The sequence below is a fragment of the Rhodococcus sp. Q genome (assembly GCF_005503035.1).
Taxonomy (GTDB): Bacteria; Actinomycetota; Actinomycetes; order Mycobacteriales; family Mycobacteriaceae; genus Rhodococcus_G.
Genome location: NZ_SCOY01000005.1, coordinates 275,193 through 290,266, shown reverse-complemented (window position 1 = coordinate 290,266; position 15,074 = coordinate 275,193). Strand labels below are relative to the sequence as shown.

13 protein-coding genes are annotated in these 15,074 nt (G+C 68.9%); all 13 read right to left on the bottom strand.

Annotation, left to right across the window (positions count from 1 at the left end; all coding sequences use genetic code 11):
* Positions 1 to 487 precede the first annotated feature (487 nt).
* Positions 488 to 1,762 (bottom strand): tyrosine--tRNA ligase, encoded by a 1,275-nt coding sequence (gene tyrS, locus FFS72_RS08390; protein ID WP_137873495.1) that lies wholly within the window; start codon positions 1,760 to 1,762, stop codon positions 488 to 490.
* Between the two features lie 8 nt (positions 1,763 to 1,770).
* Positions 1,771 to 2,424, bottom strand: a complete 654-nt coding sequence (locus FFS72_RS08385; RefSeq protein ID WP_137873494.1) for a DNA-3-methyladenine glycosylase — start codon at positions 2,422 to 2,424, stop codon at positions 1,771 to 1,773.
* A gap of 9 nt (positions 2,425 to 2,433) precedes the next feature.
* On the bottom strand, positions 2,434 to 2,652 hold the full coding sequence (locus FFS72_RS08380; RefSeq protein ID WP_137873493.1) for a Trm112 family protein: 219 nt from the start codon (positions 2,650 to 2,652) through the stop codon (positions 2,434 to 2,436).
* An 84-nt stretch (positions 2,653 to 2,736) separates the two neighbouring features.
* Complete coding sequence (locus FFS72_RS08375; protein ID WP_137873492.1) at positions 2,737 to 5,703, bottom strand: AMP-binding protein; 2,967 nt, start codon at positions 5,701 to 5,703, stop codon at positions 2,737 to 2,739.
* 74 nt (positions 5,704 to 5,777) lie between these two features.
* The gene (gene argH / locus FFS72_RS08370) at positions 5,778 to 7,202 is read right to left on the bottom strand and encodes an argininosuccinate lyase (protein WP_137873491.1); all 1,425 of its coding nucleotides are present in this window, start codon (positions 7,200 to 7,202) and stop codon (positions 5,778 to 5,780) included.
* A gap of 3 nt (positions 7,203 to 7,205) precedes the next feature.
* The gene (locus tag FFS72_RS08365; protein WP_050065190.1) at positions 7,206 to 8,405 is read right to left on the bottom strand and encodes an argininosuccinate synthase; all 1,200 of its coding nucleotides are present in this window, start codon (positions 8,403 to 8,405) and stop codon (positions 7,206 to 7,208) included.
* Between the two features lie 86 nt (positions 8,406 to 8,491).
* Positions 8,492 to 9,004 carry an arginine repressor gene (locus tag FFS72_RS08360; protein WP_137873490.1) on the bottom strand — a complete coding sequence of 171 codons (513 nt, stop codon included), beginning with the start codon at positions 9,002 to 9,004 and terminating at the stop codon, positions 8,492 to 8,494.
* On the bottom strand, positions 9,001 to 9,942 hold the full coding sequence (argF, locus tag FFS72_RS08355) for an ornithine carbamoyltransferase (protein ID WP_137873489.1): 942 nt from the start codon (positions 9,940 to 9,942) through the stop codon (positions 9,001 to 9,003). Before argF ends, FFS72_RS08360 begins: the two co-directional genes overlap by 4 nt.
* A gap of 4 nt (positions 9,943 to 9,946) precedes the next feature.
* Positions 9,947 to 11,134 carry an acetylornithine transaminase gene (locus FFS72_RS08350; RefSeq protein ID WP_137873488.1) on the bottom strand — a complete coding sequence of 396 codons (1,188 nt, stop codon included), beginning with the start codon at positions 11,132 to 11,134 and terminating at the stop codon, positions 9,947 to 9,949.
* Positions 11,131 to 12,054: an acetylglutamate kinase gene (argB, locus tag FFS72_RS08345; RefSeq protein ID WP_137873487.1), complete on the bottom strand. Its 924-nt coding sequence runs from the start codon at positions 12,052 to 12,054 to the stop codon at positions 11,131 to 11,133. The genes FFS72_RS08350 and argB overlap by 4 nt, the downstream gene beginning before the upstream one ends.
* Positions 12,051 to 13,295 (bottom strand): bifunctional glutamate N-acetyltransferase/amino-acid acetyltransferase ArgJ, encoded by a 1,245-nt coding sequence (argJ, locus tag FFS72_RS08340; protein WP_050065185.1) that lies wholly within the window; start codon positions 13,293 to 13,295, stop codon positions 12,051 to 12,053. Before argJ ends, argB begins: the two co-directional genes overlap by 4 nt.
* On the bottom strand, positions 13,292 to 14,353 hold the full coding sequence (gene argC, locus FFS72_RS08335; RefSeq protein WP_137873486.1) for an N-acetyl-gamma-glutamyl-phosphate reductase: 1,062 nt from the start codon (positions 14,351 to 14,353) through the stop codon (positions 13,292 to 13,294). Before argC ends, argJ begins: the two co-directional genes overlap by 4 nt.
* A 32-nt stretch (positions 14,354 to 14,385) precedes the next feature.
* Entirely contained in the window at positions 14,386 to 14,994 is a 609-nt protein-coding gene (locus FFS72_RS08330) for a TetR/AcrR family transcriptional regulator (RefSeq protein ID WP_137873485.1), read from the bottom strand.
* Positions 14,995 to 15,074: the final 80 nt, after the last annotated feature.

Sequence of the window (15,074 nt, the reverse complement as noted above, 5' to 3'; positions counted from 1 at the left end):
TAATTGGCACTGACATTCATCGACACACTGTTGAGTTCTCAAAGAACACGCACACACCATCACCACCGAGAAACTCGTTCTCGGCCGCTCCGGGGCAACTGTTCCAGCCTAACCCATCTCCCCCACCGGCGCAAACCGGCAAGTCGAGACAATTGATTGAGGCTTCTTGTCAGGCGCCTTCGTCCAACCTCGTGTCCGGCCCTTCCGGGCTGGTCGGTGTCCGTGTCGCTCTGACTCGACAAAAGTTACGTGGCCGTGAACGCCACCGCAAATCCGCTGGTCACACCCTATCGCGCCGAACGAAAGCCCAGGTCAACGCCCCGCCAACCGACACGAACCCCCAAATCACATCCATGTGACGCCCGCCACCCGACCGAAACAGGCCCGGGTCCCCTCCCCTCGGCGACACCCGAGAAGCACGAAGGGCGCCGCCCTCGCTCGAAGCGAGATGCGGCGCCCCTTCGGCGCAAAACCCGGTGCAGATCGGTCAGGCGGACTGCACCTGGATGCCGGCGAAGTTGCGCTTGCCCCGACGGATCACCAGCCACCGACCGTGCAGCAGGTCGTCCGCCTGCGGCGTCCAGTCCTCGGCGCCGATCTTGGTGTTGTTGATGTAGGCACCGCCCTCCTTGACCGCCCGCCTCGCCGCACCCTTGCTGTCGCAGAGTCCGCTCGCGACAAGGAGGTCGACGATCGTGGTCGGCTCACCCGCGGCCACCTGCGCGACCGATGCCTCGGTGAGCGCGGCGGCGAGGGTCGGCTCGTCGAGATCCCGGAGCTCGGCCTTGCCGAACAGTGCCTGGCTGGCCAGCTCGACGGCGGCGGTGTTCTCGGCTCCGTGCACGAGAGTGGTCATCTCTGCCGCGAGCCTGCGCTGCGCAACACGAGCCTGCGGACGCTCGGCGACCTCCGCCTCGAGCTCGGCCAGCTCCTCGCGTCCGAGGAAGGTGAACCATCGCAGGTAGCGGACGACATCTGCGTCCGCGGTGTTCACGAAGTACTGGTACCAGGCGTACGGACTGGTCATCTCGGGGTCGAGCCAGAGGCTTCCGCCACCGGTGGACTTCCCGAACTTCTTGCCGTCCGAGGACGTGACCAGCGGAACCGTCATCGCATGCACATGTTCGCCGTCGACGCGGCGGTTCAGTTCGACGCCGGCGATGATGTTGCCCCACTGGTCGGATCCGCCGACCTGAAGCGTGCAGCCGTGCGTTCGCCGGAGCTGCAGGTAGTCGTTGGCCTGCAGCAGCATGTAGCTGAACTCCGTGTAGGACATGCCGTCGGATTCGAGCCTGCGCTTGACGGTCTCACGCGCCAGCATCACGTTCACGGAGAAGTGCTTGCCGAGGTCGCGAAGGAAGTCGATGGCGGTGAGCTTGCCGGTCCAGTTCATGTTGTTCTCGACGATCGCGGCGTTGCCACCGTCGAAGGAGACGAACCGCTCGAGCTGCGACCGGATTCGCTCGGCCCAGTCCGCCACGGTGTCCACGGAGTTCATGGTCCGTTCCCCGACGTCACGGGGATCACCGATCATCCCGGTCGCCCCGCCTGCGAGGACGATCGGACGGTGCCCGGCCAGCTGGAATCGCTTCAGCGCGAGGAGGGGCACCAGGTGGCCTGCGTGCAGGCTCGGACCAGTCGGATCGAAACCGCAATACAGGGTGACCGGACCGTCCTCGGCGCTGCGACGCAGGGCGTCGAGATCGGTGGACTGCTGAATGAGTCCACGCCAGGTCAGTTCGTCGATGATGTTCTCGGTCACGGGTTCGATCATCCCGCACTCGGCGCGGCGGGTGCACGCGGGCTACGTCGGTATGCGGACACGGCCCTCGACTCCGGGTTCCAGAGACGCCACGGACGGTCGGCCGCGTGCGTCACCCCGACGCGCGGCCCCACTGCCACTGCGGTCGCGGGAGCCGCCTCGATCCGGATCGGCGACCTGGGATCGAACAGGTCGATTCCGTTGTCGTTCAACGTTGTTCCCAACGCCTGACCGAGGTTTCCCGGTCCCCGCGCGAGTTCCCGATCGGGCCGCGAGTGGCCTCTGCGCCTCCGCACAGCGTCATGCCCGTGCACGACCTCGCCCGCTCGGAGCAACACCGCACCGGCCGTTCCGTCCGGTGCGCAGGCCACGTTCATGCAGTGATGAAGTCCGTGGCTCAGGTAGACGTAGAGTCGTCCGGCCGGGCCGAACATGACGGCGTTCCGGCGAGTCGGCCCGGGGTAGGAGTGCGCCGCAGGATCCGGCCACGGGCCCGCACGGTCTCCCCCGTATGCCTCGACCTCCACGATCCGGATACGGATACCACCCGCGACGACCACGGCACCGAGCAGCAGATGAGCCGCGCCGAGGGGCGTCTCGCCCGTCAAGGCCGATTCGCTGAGCTCCGGTGAACGAGAGAAGGACCCCGGGGTGTCCGACATGCTTCGTCGTCAGGCGTCGCCCGCGGTGGTTCCCCGCGCGACGTAGTCCTCGTGCTCCGAGTCGGTGACGTCGCGTGCCTCGTCGACGAGAAGCACCGGGATGCCGTCCTCGATCGGGTAGGCGCGCTTGAGCCTCGGGTTGTAGAGCAGCTTGTCGTCGACCAGCAGGAGCGGGCCCTTGTCCTGCGGGCAGGCCAGGATGCTCAGCAGGGTGGGATCGAGCGCCACGAAGGGTCCTCTCACGTCGGTGTGCACGGAACGTCGCTCAGGCTACCCGCCGCTCGGCACCGCCGATCCGACGGCACGGCGGGGTCAGCGCCCGCTGCCCCGCTCCTGCAGTTCGGCCAGGGCGGCCTTCGTCAAACGCCGGTACCGGTCGTCACCGGCGTCGCGGTACCAGGACCGAACACCGGGCTTCGGCAGGCCCGCCGCGCGCAGCGCACTGCGCCGCGGCCGGTAGGACGTGCTGATCGGGATCTCAGGGACGACGTGGATCAGGTCGGGGCAGCGGTCCTCGTCGAGGTCGGCGAGTGCGTCGGCGAGGTCGTTGGCCGTCAATGACATCCCCGGCCGCAGCGTGACGGCGGTGACCGCGACCTCGTCGTCGCCCACCCGGACGCCGTAGTTGACGGCGAGATCGACCTGGTCGAGGGCGCCGAGCGCACACACGATCGGCTCGCCGTACACGGGTCCACGACGCGCCGAGACGACGGAGTTTCGCTCGTCCATGAGCCAGTGGTCGCCGTCAGCGTCGACCTGGAAGAGGTGCTCGGTGGGCACCCATGCGTCTCCGGCGGTAAAAACGCCGCGCATGGCGCCGTTGACCGCCTCGTGGCCCGTTGCCTGGCCGAGGAGCAGTCCGACCTCGCCGACACCGCACTCACGGACCAACCCGCGCTCGTCTTCGAGGAACCTGTGGGTCGCGGGGTCGTACGCGGCGACCCGAACCGGCGTACTGCCCGGCAGTGGCCTGCCCTTCGAACCAGGCTTCGCACCCGAGACGTTCGCGAGGACGACGGCGCCCTCGGTGGAGGCATAGAACTCGAGAACCTGCGCCGGGGCGAACCGCTTCATCGTGCGCAGCCAGAGCCCGCGAGGCATGCCCGATCCGATGAACAGCCGGATCGGATGGGAAGCGTCGAACTCGAAGTCGGGAACGTCGACGAGTTCACGCAGCATCGTCCACGTGTAGGCGACCACCGTGACCCCGTACCGGTGCACCTCGGTGGAGAACCGGTCGGGGTCGAGTCCCCGGGAGAGAGCGATTCGGGAGCCACCGACGATGGCGCCACCGAGCGTCGCGAGGACCACCGACGAATGATAGAGAGGCGCAACGGAGTACACCGTGTCGCCGCTACCGAGGTTCGCCGCGGTAGCGGTCCCGAACGCGGACAGCGTCCAGCGGTGATTGGTGACGTGCTTGGCTTCGATCTTGCCGCCGAAACGCCCGAACAGCACGAAGGCCAACTCGTTCGCCCGCCCCGGGTTCGGTCGGAACCAGGCAGGCAGCGGAACGTCCTCGGGGACGATCTTCTCGAGGTCGACGGTTCCGGAATCCGGCTCGATGTCCAGAACACGGGATTCGCCGCCACCGAGTACAAGGACCGGCCGCCCGAGCCGTTCGGCGGCGCGGAGGTGGTCCGGGTCCGCCACTATCGTCGCGACTCCGCCCAATCGCACGGCCTCGTCGAGATCCTCGGTAGGCGGCAGCAGAACTGCGACCGCGCCGATCCTCGAGAGAGCGAAGATCGCCACGAGCGCGCTGGGACGCGTCTCCATCAGCACACCGACGCGCGTCGACGGCCGTACTCCGGCACTGATCAGGCCCCGGACGACATTGTCGATGCGGGTGTTGACCGCCTCGTTGGTGTAGGCGCGGTCGTCGAACAGGAAGCACTCGCCGCGCGGCGACCGCTCACCGGCCTCGGCGAGGAGTTTGCCCATCGAGATCCGGGTGTGGGGTTGGATCTGGCCGAGTCGGACCAGTCGAGGCAGTGCGCGCGCCGCTTCGGCCGTCAGTTCGCGACTTCCCCGCACCGCCTGGGCGGTCGCACCGAGCACGCCGCGGACCGCGTCCACGCCCACCTCGGCGATCGACGCCCCGGTGTGCAGGATCCGATCGGCTATCGACACGCCGGTCTCGTCGTCCGCCGGATCGTCGACCTCCATCGGCTCGATCCCGTCCGGCCGCGGACCGTCACCCGCGCGCCACCGCACCCAGGCGCCCGTCATCGGCCAGGTCTGTTCAGCGGCAACGGATCCGACGACGAGTCCGAAGTGCCCGCTTCTCATCGTGTACTGGTAGATGTCGGCTTTCCGTGCCGCCCTGCGGATTCCCCGGACCGCGGTGGGCTGGCCGATGTCGTCGACCTCGCCGATGAACGCGAGGATCGGGCAGGTCAGCTCGGCGAGGGTGACCGGTCGATCTCCGATCACGAACCCACCGGACACCATCCGGTTGTGCATGACGAACTGGGTGAGCAGTTCCGCGACCGCGGGACCGGACCAGGCGACCCAGCCGTCTGTCGAGAGGAACCTGCGCTGCTGCTCGCGCGGGAGCAGCGCCTCGCGGTCGTGGAGTTGGCGGAGGAAGTCGATGCGGGACTTCGCCGTCTTGACCGGATCGAGCAACTGGAATCCGGTGCGGGCCATCCACCCGGCGATCGACAGGCGCGTGAACACGTGTTCGGCCAGGAAACCTGCGGCGGGAGCGGCGATGTCACCGGGAATCCCGAACGGCAGTGCGGCCAGGGTGTCGACGGGAGCACCAAAGGTGATGAGCGAGGCGATGTTCCGGCAGCGCCGGTAGGCGGCGGCCTGGTAGGCGAACATGCCGCCCTGCGAGTAGCCGGCCAGGTGGACGTCCCGTCCGGTTTCCTTGCGGACCCGGTCGATGATGTCGCTGATGGCGACGATGTGGTCCGCGAGGGTGCGGTCCCATCCGCCCTCTTCACTGTCCGGGGAGCCGAAGTCGACAACCCACGGGTCCAGACCCATCGAGTGCAGGATTCCGACGGCACCCTGATCCTGCGTGACGTCGTAGACGTCGGCGGACATCATCATCGGAGGTACCAGCACCACCGGCGGACCCGAGGGCGGCGCCTGCTCGTCGTCGGCGAAGTAGCGCCGGAGCCGGTACATGGGGCGACGCTCGACGATCCTGAACTCCGACGCGCGGGCCTCGGTCTCGAGGCCGCCCAAACGGACGACCTCGAGACCGTTCTGCGCGGTCGCCACCACGCGACGCACGGAACTGTTCAGGATCTCGTTCCAACTCACTTCCGCGCCCCCAGAATGATCGACCGGCCTACATCGGTGCAGTGACTATATGCACCGGAGCGGCCTGCACACCGTCAGTTACCGATCCAGTTCCGCAGCGCGTCGGCCGACTCCGTGACTCGATCGAGCTGACGCGCGACCTGTACACCGGCGGTGCCCCCGCGGGCGTTACGGGACGCGATGGAACCCTGCACCGTCAGGACGTCCCGAACCGCAGGCGTCAGCGCCGGATCGACCGAGGACAACTCGGCGTCGGTGAGGTCCTCGAGCCCGACCCCTCGGGCCTCCGCCACCCGCACGCACGCGCCCGCCGCCTCGTGGGCGACGCGGAACGGAACGCCCTGGCGCACCATCCATTCGGCGATGTCGGTGGCGAGGGTGAACCCGGCGGGTGCGAGTTCCGCCATCCGGTCCGAGTGGAACTCGAGGGTGGAGACCAGTCCGGTGATCGCGGGCAGCAGCAGCTCGAGCTGTGCCACCGAGTCGAAGACCGGCTCCTTGTCCTCTTGCAGGTCCCGGTTGTACGCCAGCGGCTGCGCCTTCAGCGTCGCGAGCAAACCGGTGAGGTTGCCGATCAGGCGTCCGGCCTTGCCGCGGGTGAGCTCCGAGACATCCGGATTCTTCTTCTGCGGCATGATCGACGATCCCGTCGACCACGCGTCGGCGAGCGTGATGTACCCGAATTCCGGGGTGCTCCAGATGATCACCTCTTCGGCCATCCGGGACAGGTCGACCGCGGTCATCGCGAGCACGAACGCCGCCTCGGCCGCGAAGTCGCGGGACGAGGTGGCATCGATCGAATTGTCGGCCGCCGAGTCGAAGTCGAGCTCGGCCGCGATCGCGTCGGGGTTCAGCCCGAGCGACGAGCCGGCGAGCGCACCCGACCCGTACGGCGACACCGCGGCCCGCTTGTCGAAATCGACGAGACGCTGCACGTCCCGAAGCAACGGGTGCGCGTGCGCGAGCAGATGGTGCGCGAGCAGCACCGGCTGCGCCGCCTGCAGGTGCGTCTTGCCCGGCATCACGGTGTCCGGATGCGCCGCGGCCTGGGTCGCCAGGGCGTCGACGACGTCGAGGACCCCCGCCGCCACCCGACGGACCGCGTCCCGCAGCCACATCCGGAACAGCGTCGCGACCTGGTCGTTGCGGGACCGCCCGGCACGCAGCCGCCCGCCGACCTCGGGGCCGACCCGCTCGATCAGACCGCGTTCGAGCGCTCCGTGCACATCCTCGTCGGACTCCGCGGGTGCGAACGCGCCGCTGGCCACGTCCGCGCCGAGCCGGTCGAGTCCGTCCAGCATGGTGGCCAGGTCGGCGTCACCGAGCAGCCCGGCCGCGTGCAGCACCTTCGCGTGCGCCTTGGAGGCACGCACGTCGTAGGGCGCGAGCACCCAGTCGAAGTGCGTGGACTTGCTCAGCGCCGCCATGGCGGCGGCCGGTCCGGACTCGAACCGACCGCCCCAGAGGGCGCCTTCGTTGGTGCCGTGCGCGTCGCTCATGACCTAGAGACCCAGGTCGCGCTTCGCCGCGACCTTGGAGGACAGGCCGTGGATGTTGACGAAGCCCTTGGCGTAGGACTGGTCGAAGGTGTCGCCCTCGTCGTAGGTCGCGAGGTTGAAGTCGTACAGCGACTGCGAGCTGCGACGACCGTTGACGGTGATCGCGCCGCCGTGCAGGAACAGCCGGATGTCGCCGGTGACCTTCTCCTGCGTCTTCTGGACGAAGGTGTCGAGGGCTTCCTTGAGCGGGGAGAACCAGAGGCCGTCGTAGACCAGCTCGGACCAGCGCTGCTCCATCTGCCGCTTGTAGCGACCGAGTTCACGCTCGAGGGTCACGTGCTCGAGTTCCTGGTGCGCGGTGATGAGGACCATCGCGCCCGGTGCCTCGTAGATCTCGCGGCTCTTGATGCCGACGAGACGGTCCTCGACGACGTCGAGGCGGCCGACGCCCTGCGCGCCCGCGCGGGTGTTGAGCTCCTGGATCGCCTCGAGCACGGTGACGGGCCTGCCGTCGATCGCGACCGGCTTACCGGCCTCGAAGCTGATGATCAGCTCGTCGGGGGTGTTCCAGTTCAGCGTCGGGTCCTGCGTGTAGTCGTAGACGTCCTTGGTCGGCGCGTTCCACAGGTCCTCGAGGAAGCCCGTCTCGACGGCGCGGCCCCACACGTTCTGGTCGATCGAGAACGGCGAACGCTTGCTCACGTTGATCGGGATGTTGTTCTCCTCGGCGAAGGAGATGGCCTTCTCGCGGGTCCACGCGTAGTCGCGGACCGGGGCGATGACCTCGAGGTCGGGGGCGAGGGCGCCGAAGCCGACCTCGAAGCGGACCTGGTCGTTGCCCTTGCCGGTGCAGCCGTGGGAGACGACGGTACCGCCGTGCGCACGGGCAGCCTCGACGATGTGCTTGACGATCAGCGGGCGGCTGATCGCGGACACCAGCGGGTACCGGTCCATGTAGAGGGCGTTGGCCTGGATGGTGGGCAGGCAGTACTGCTCCGCGAACTCGTCGCGAGCGTCGACCACGACCGACTCGACGGCGCCGCAGTCGAGGGCACGCTGACGCACGACCTCCATGTCCTCGCCGCCCTGGCCGAGGTCGATGGCGACGGCGACGACCTCTTTGCCGGTCTCCTTGCCGATCCAGCTGATGGCCACCGAGGTGTCAAGCCCGCCCGAGTACGCGAGTACGACGCGTTCAGCCATGGTCTGTGTGCTCCTTCAAGGTTGTAACTGTTTCTGATATTCGATTGTTCGATCGCGCGCCACCGAACCTGGGGTGTCCCACCAGGTCAGGCCAGTTTCTCGATCATCTCGGCGAGCTGGGTACCCGTCAGCGGCTCGCGGGCCACTACGAGAATGGTGTCATCCCCGGCGATGGTTCCCACAACCTCGGGTAGCGAGGCCCGGTCCAGCGCGCTCGCGAGGTACTGCGCGGCACCGGGTGGTGTCCGCAGCACGGCCAGGTTCCCGCTGGCGTCGGTCGAGACCAGCAGCTCCCCGAGGAGCCTCGACAGCCGGTCGGTGCCGCCCGAGACGCCCCGGACGGGGCTGCCGTCCTCGGGGACGACATACACGCCCGCTCCCCCGTCCGCGGCCCGCAGTTTCACCGCTCCGAGTTCTTCGAGATCCCTCGACAGCGTCGCGTGGGACACCTCGATGCCCTCGGCGGCGAGGAGTGCGGCCAGTTCGGGCTGACTACGCACCTCGGTCGACGCGAGCAGTGTGGTGATGCGCGCCTGCCTGCCCGCGCGGGTCTGTGCGACCGCGACGGCCTTCGGCGTGCCCGCCCGAGCGGTGGTCACGGCCGTGCCCGGTCCTGGTTCTCGAGCAGCCACACGAGCAGTGCCTTCTGCGCGTGCAATCGGTTCTCCGCCTCGTCCCACACCGCCGACTGGGGTCCGTCGAGCACCTCGTCGGTGACCTCTTCCCCGCGGTGGGCGGGAAGGCAGTGCAGGACGACGGCGTCCGCGGCGGCCGTGGCGAGGAGTTCGCTGTTGATCTGGAACGGCCGGAACGGTCCGACCCGGTCCAGTCCGTCGTTCTCCTGCCCCATCGACGTCCAGGTGTCGGTGACGAGCGCGTCGGCGCCCTTCGCCGCGGCCCTGGGGTCCGTGGTCAGGGTGATCGATGCTCCGGTCTCGTCGGCGCGGGCGCGGGCGGCGTCGAGGACCCACGACAGCGGCGCGAATCCCTCGGGTGCGGCGATGGTGACGTCGACGCCCGCGGTGACGCCACCGAGGAGCAGCGAGTGCGCCATGTTGTTGGCGCCGTCGCCGAGGTAGGTCAGCTTGAGTCCCTTGAGGTCGCCCTTGCGCTCCCTCAGCGTCTGCAGGTCGGCGAGGACCTGGCAGGGATGGAACTCGTCGGACAGGGCGTTGACGATGGGAACCGTTGCACCGGAAGCCATCTGCTCGAGGCGCCTCTGCCCGAACGTCCGCCACACGACGGCGTCGACGTAGCGCGAGAGCACGCGGCCGGTGTCCTGCAGCGTCTCCTCCCGTCCCAACTGGGTGCTGCGCCCGTCGACCACGACGGCGTGTCCGCCGAGTTGGGCGATGCCGACCTCGAAGGAGAACCGGGTGCGGGTCGAGTTCTTCTCGAAGATGACGCCGACCGCGCGGGGCCCGGCCAGTGTCTGCTTCGCGAAGGGGTCCTTCTTCAGCTCGGCGGCGAGATCGAGGACCTCGGCCTGCTGCGAGGGCGTCAGGTCGTCGTCCCTCAGATAGTGCTTCACGGTCATGGCGTCACTTTCCTTCCGCGGCAGCAGTGTCGAGGATCGCCGGGAGCGCCGACACGAAACCCTGCGCCTGCTCCTCGGTGATGATCAGCGGCGGCGCGAGGCGTATCACGTCCGGCGCAGCGGCGTTGACGAGGTAGCCGGCATTCCGCGCGGCGGCCTCGACGGCGGGGGCAACGGTGTCGGTCAGGACGACGCCGAGGAGCAGACCCGAGCCGCGGACGTGGTCGACCAGCGGGTGCCCGAGCGCCTCGATGCCGGCGGCGATCGACTTGCCGACGGCGTCGGCATGGCTGATCAGGTCCTCCTGCTCGACGGTCCGGAGCACGGCGAGCGCCGCGGCCGCACACACGGGATTGCCGCCGAAGGTGGTGCCGTGCTTGCCGGGTGTCAGCAGGTCGGCCGTCGCCCCGGTGGCGATGCAGGCGCCGATCGGCATCCCGCCGCCGAGACCCTTCGCGAGGGTCATCACGTCGGGCACGATGCCTGCCGCCTGGTGGGCATAGAACCAGCCCGTGCGTGCGATGCCCGTCTGGACCTCGTCGAGGACCAGGAGTGCGCCACGCTCGGCGGTGATCCGCCGGGCCTCGGCGAGATAACTCTCCGGCGGCACGACGACACCCGATTCGCCCATGATCGGTTCCAGGAAGACCGCGGCCGTGTCGGAGTCGACGGCGGCGTCGAGTGCCTCGATGTCGCCGTAGGGCACGAACTCGACCCCCGCGGGCATCGGTTCGAACGGCGCCCGCTTCTCGGGCTGTCCGGTCAGCGCGAGTGCGCCCATCGTCCGGCCGTGGAAGGCCCTCTCGGCGGCGATGATCTTCGGCCGGCCGGTGAGCCGGGCGATCTTGAACGCCGCCTCGTTGGCCTCGGTGCCGGAATTGCAGAGGAACACGCGACCGGGGTGACCCAGGTGGTGCAGCAACTGCTCCGCCAGCGCGACGGCCGGTTCGCTGGCGTACAGGTTGGACACGTGGCCGAGCGTGTTCAGCTGGGCCGTCACCGCGTCGATGATCGCGGGGTGACGGTGGCCGAGGATGTTGACGGCGATGCCGCCGAGCAGATCCAGGTACTGCTTGCCGTCGACGTCGGTGACGACGGCACCGTCCCCGGAGGCGAGCGCGACCCGCGGGACGCCGTAGTTGTTCATCAGAGCGCCGGACCAGCGCTGCTGCAGGGCCGAGGTGCCGGTCATGCGGTGCCTTCTTTCGTGGAGACCGGTGAGGGTACGGACGGGGTGACCATGGTGCCGATGCCTGCGGTGGTGAGCAGTTCGAGCAACACTGCGTGCGCCACGCGGCCGTCGATCACGTGGGCGGTCGGGACACCGCCGCGGACGGCACGCAGGCACGCCTCCATCTTCGGGACCATGCCCGCATCGAGCGACGGCAGAAGTTCTTCCAACGCGGCGATGTCGATGACCGAGGCGAGCGAGCTGCGGTCGGGCCAGTCGGTGTACAGACCCTCGACGTCGGTGAGGACGACCAACTTCTCCGCGCCGAGCGCCTCCGCCAGTGCGGCGGCCGCGGTGTCGGCGTTGATGTTGTGGACGACGCCGTCGGCATCCGGCGCGATCGTCGACACGACCGGAATGCGTCCCGCGGCAATGAGATCGAGCACGGCAGCGGGGTTGACGGTGGTGACGTCGCCGACCAGTCCGATGTCGGTGGGCTCACCGTCGACCACCACGGTGCGGCGGGTGGCGGTGAAGAGGTGCGCATCTTCCCCGGAGATGCCGACCGCGTACGGGCCGTGCGCGTTGATCAGCCCGACGAGCTCCCGCCCGACCTGACCGAAGAGCACCATCCGGACGACGTCCATCACCTCGGGGGTGGTGACGCGGAAACCACCGCGGAACTCGCCCTCCATACCGAGGCGCCCGAGCATCGCGTTGATCTGCGGCCCGCCGCCGTGCACGACGACGGGATGGATGCCGACGGTCCGCAGGAACGCCATGTCCTCCGCGAACGCCGCCTTGAGCTCGTCGTCGATCATCGCGTTGCCGCCGTACTTGACGACGACGATCTTGCCGTGGAACAGCTGCAGCCAGGGCAGCGCCTCCGCGAGGACGTACGCCTTCTGACTGGAGGTCAGGTCGAGGATGCTGTCGGTCATGACGAGTACGCCGAGTTCTCTTCGACGTACGCGTGCGAGAGGTCGGTGGTGCGGATGGAGACCTCCGCGTCGCCGACACCGAGTTCGATCCTCAGCGCGATGTCCTCACCGCTCAGGTCGACCTCGCGGGCGCCGGGCGCCCCGACACCGTCGATGCACACGGGATTCCCGTTGAACGACACCGAGATCCGGTTCGGGTCGAGTTCGATCGGCGCGACACCGACGGCGGCGAGGACTCGGCCCCAGTTGGGGTCGGATCCGAACAGCGCGGTCTTCACGAGGCTGTCGCGCGCGACGGTGCGGGCCCCGATCAGGGCGTCGGACTCGCTGGCTGCACCCGCGACGGTGACGGTGACGCGCTTGGTGACGCCCTCGGCGTCGGCCATCATCTGGTCGGCCAGGTCGTCGCAGACCGCGAGCACGGCCGCGTTGAGTTCCGCCTGCGTCGGGCTGACCCCACTCGCGCCCGACGACAGCAGCAGCACGGTGTCGTTGGTGGAGGTGGCGCCGTCGACGTCGAGCCGATCGAACGAGAGCCGGGTCGCCGCGCGCAGCGCCTCGTCGAGCTGAGCGGCGGTGGCGACGGCGTCGGTGGTGATCACCGACAGCATCGTCGCGAGTGCGGGCGCGAGCATGCCCGCGCCCTTGGCCATTCCGCCGACGTTCCACTTGTCCGCATGGTGCAGCGCGGCCTGCTTCGGCACGGTGTCGGTGGTCATGATCGCGTAGGCGGCGTCGGTGCCGCCGGTGATACCGCCCGCCAGCTCGTGCACGATCTCGGTCACGCCTGCGAGCAGCTTGTCCATCGGCAGCCGGTCACCGATCAGACCGGTCGAGCACACCGCTACCTCGCCGGCACCCGTCTCGGTGCCCCAGTCGCTGAGCGTCGCGGCGACGTGTTCCGCGGTGGCGTGCGTGTCCTGGAATCCGGGGGCGCCCGTGCAGGCGTTGGCGCCGCCGGAGTTGAGGACGACCGCGCGCAACGCACCGGCGGTGAGCACCTGCTGCGACCACAGCACCGGCGCGGCCTTGACCTTGTTGGTCGTGAACACTCCCGCGGCGGCCGTGTCGGGCCCCTCGTTGAAGACGAGCGCGAGGTCGGGCCTACCGCTGACCTTGATGCCCGCCGCGATCCCGGCGCCGCGGAACCCGGCCGGCGCGGTGACCCCCTGGGTCCGGATCAGGCGGCCACCGGCGATCTCGACTGCATGCGGCGCGGCGAATTCGGATTCGGTTGTCACGGAGCAACTCCCACGGTCGAGAGACCATCGGTCTCGGGCAGGCCAAGGGCCAGGTTCATGGACTGGACGGCACCACCGGCGGTGCCCTTGGTGAGATTGTCGATCGCTGCGATCACGACGAGCAGGCCCGCGGCCTCGTCGACGGTGACGCCGATCTGCGCGGCGTTCGACCCGACGACGGCACCGGTCTGCGGGTAGACGTTCTCGGGCAGCACGTGCACGAACGGCTCGTCCGCGTAGGCCTTCTCGTAGACCTCGCGGGCGCGCGCCACGTCGACGCTCGTCGGTGCGGTGCAGGTCGCGAGGATGCCGCGGGGCATCGGGGCGAGGACCGGCGTGAACGACACCGCGACGCGGGTGTCGGTCAACGCCGACAGGTTCTGGATGATCTCGGGGGTGTGCCGATGCACGCCGCCGACGCCGTAGGCCTTGACCGACCCCATCACCTCGGAGCCGAGGAGGTCCGCCTTCGGGGCACGACCGGCTCCGGAGGTGCCGCTGACCGCGACGACGTTGACCCGCGGCTCGACGATGCCCGCGGCGACGGCGGGCGCGAGGGCCAGGCTCGCCGCGGTCGGATAGCAGCCGGGGACCGCGATCCGGGTGGCCCCGACGAGTTTGTCGCGGTTGCCGGGCAGTTCGGGCAGTCCGTAGGGCCAGGTTCCCGCGTGGGCGCTGCCGTAGTACTTCTCCCAGTCGGCCGCGTCGGCGAGCCGGAAGTCGGCGCCGCAGTCGATGATGACGGTGCTCTCGGGCAGCGCCGTCGCGATCTCCGCGGAGTTGCCGTGCGGCAACCCGAGGAACACGACGTCGTGGCCGGCGAGGACGTCGAGAGTTGTCGGCTCGAGCACTCGGTCGGCGAGCGGGAGCAGGTGCGGGTGGAACCCGCCGAGGACGGCTCCGGCGTTACCGCCTGCCGTGAGTGCTCCGATGACGAGACGTCCGTCGCGGTACGCCGGATGTCCGAGCAGCAGGCGCAGGATCTCGCCGCCCGCATACCCGCTGGCTCCGGCAATCGCGACCCGGATCGGACCGGTGGTGGCTGCTGTGGGGACCATATGGACGATTATGCACCATCATGCAAGCCCATTCACAGTCGGGACTGTGCCGCGATCGCGCTCCCCACCCATCGTGTCAGATACCGGCGCAGGTCGTCGCCTTCGCGGGGCGGGTCACCGGGCGAGACGAAGAACGACTGCATGGTGCGCAGCACGTACTCGACCAGCTCGTCGAGCGCGTCGTCGTCGTACCCGTGCCGCGCCCAGTCCACGTCGAATCGCCGGATCATCGTCGTTCCGAAAACCCGCGCCTCGGACGAGAGCATCCCGTCGGGATGAATGTCCGCGTACGCCCCAGTCAGGAGGATGCCGAGATGAGGGGTGCGACGCACCTCCTCGAGCGTGAAGACGATGCCCTCGACCATGGCCTCGACCGGGTCACCGAGACCCGCGACGGCGCGGTCGAGTCGATCGAGGAATCCGTCGACGGAGGCGATCGCCGCGGCCCTCATCAGGGCATCCGCACTCGGGAAGTACCGGTACACGGTCTGCCGGATGACTCCGAGCGACTCGGCGACGTCGGCGATCCCGATCGCCGCTCCGGTCTGCCCGATCAGGTCGACCGCCGCGGCGACGATGCGGCGCGACGCGTCCTCGTCACTGTCGGGCGGACTGCCACCCCATCCGCGTCTGCGCGCCACCGAGCGGACGCTATCACAGCCCCAGATGACAACAACTGCAACACGTTCTACCATCTCGGCGAAAGTGATCATACACAGAA

Bases quoted from the DNA above. Each gene is read 5' to 3' on its own strand.
- argC (WP_137873486.1), bottom strand. From the start codon at position 14,353: ATGGTCCCCACAGCAGCCACCACCGGTCCGATCCGGGTCGCGATTGCC.
- FFS72_RS08350 (WP_137873488.1), bottom strand. From the start codon at position 11,134: ATGACCGGCACCTCGGCCCTGCAGCAGCGCTGGTCCGGCGCTCTGATG.
- argH (WP_137873491.1), bottom strand. From the start codon at position 7,202: ATGAGCGACGCGCACGGCACCAACGAAGGCGCCCTCTGGGGCGGTCGG.
- FFS72_RS08385 (WP_137873494.1), bottom strand. From the start codon at position 2,424: ATGTCGGACACCCCGGGGTCCTTCTCTCGTTCACCGGAGCTCAGCGAA.
- FFS72_RS08365 (WP_050065190.1), bottom strand. From the start codon at position 8,405: ATGGCTGAACGCGTCGTACTCGCGTACTCGGGCGGGCTTGACACCTCG.
- argB (WP_137873487.1), bottom strand. From the start codon at position 12,054: ATGACCGACAGCATCCTCGACCTGACCTCCAGTCAGAAGGCGTACGTC.
- argF (WP_137873489.1), bottom strand. From the start codon at position 9,942: ATGACCGTGAAGCACTATCTGAGGGACGACGACCTGACGCCCTCGCAG.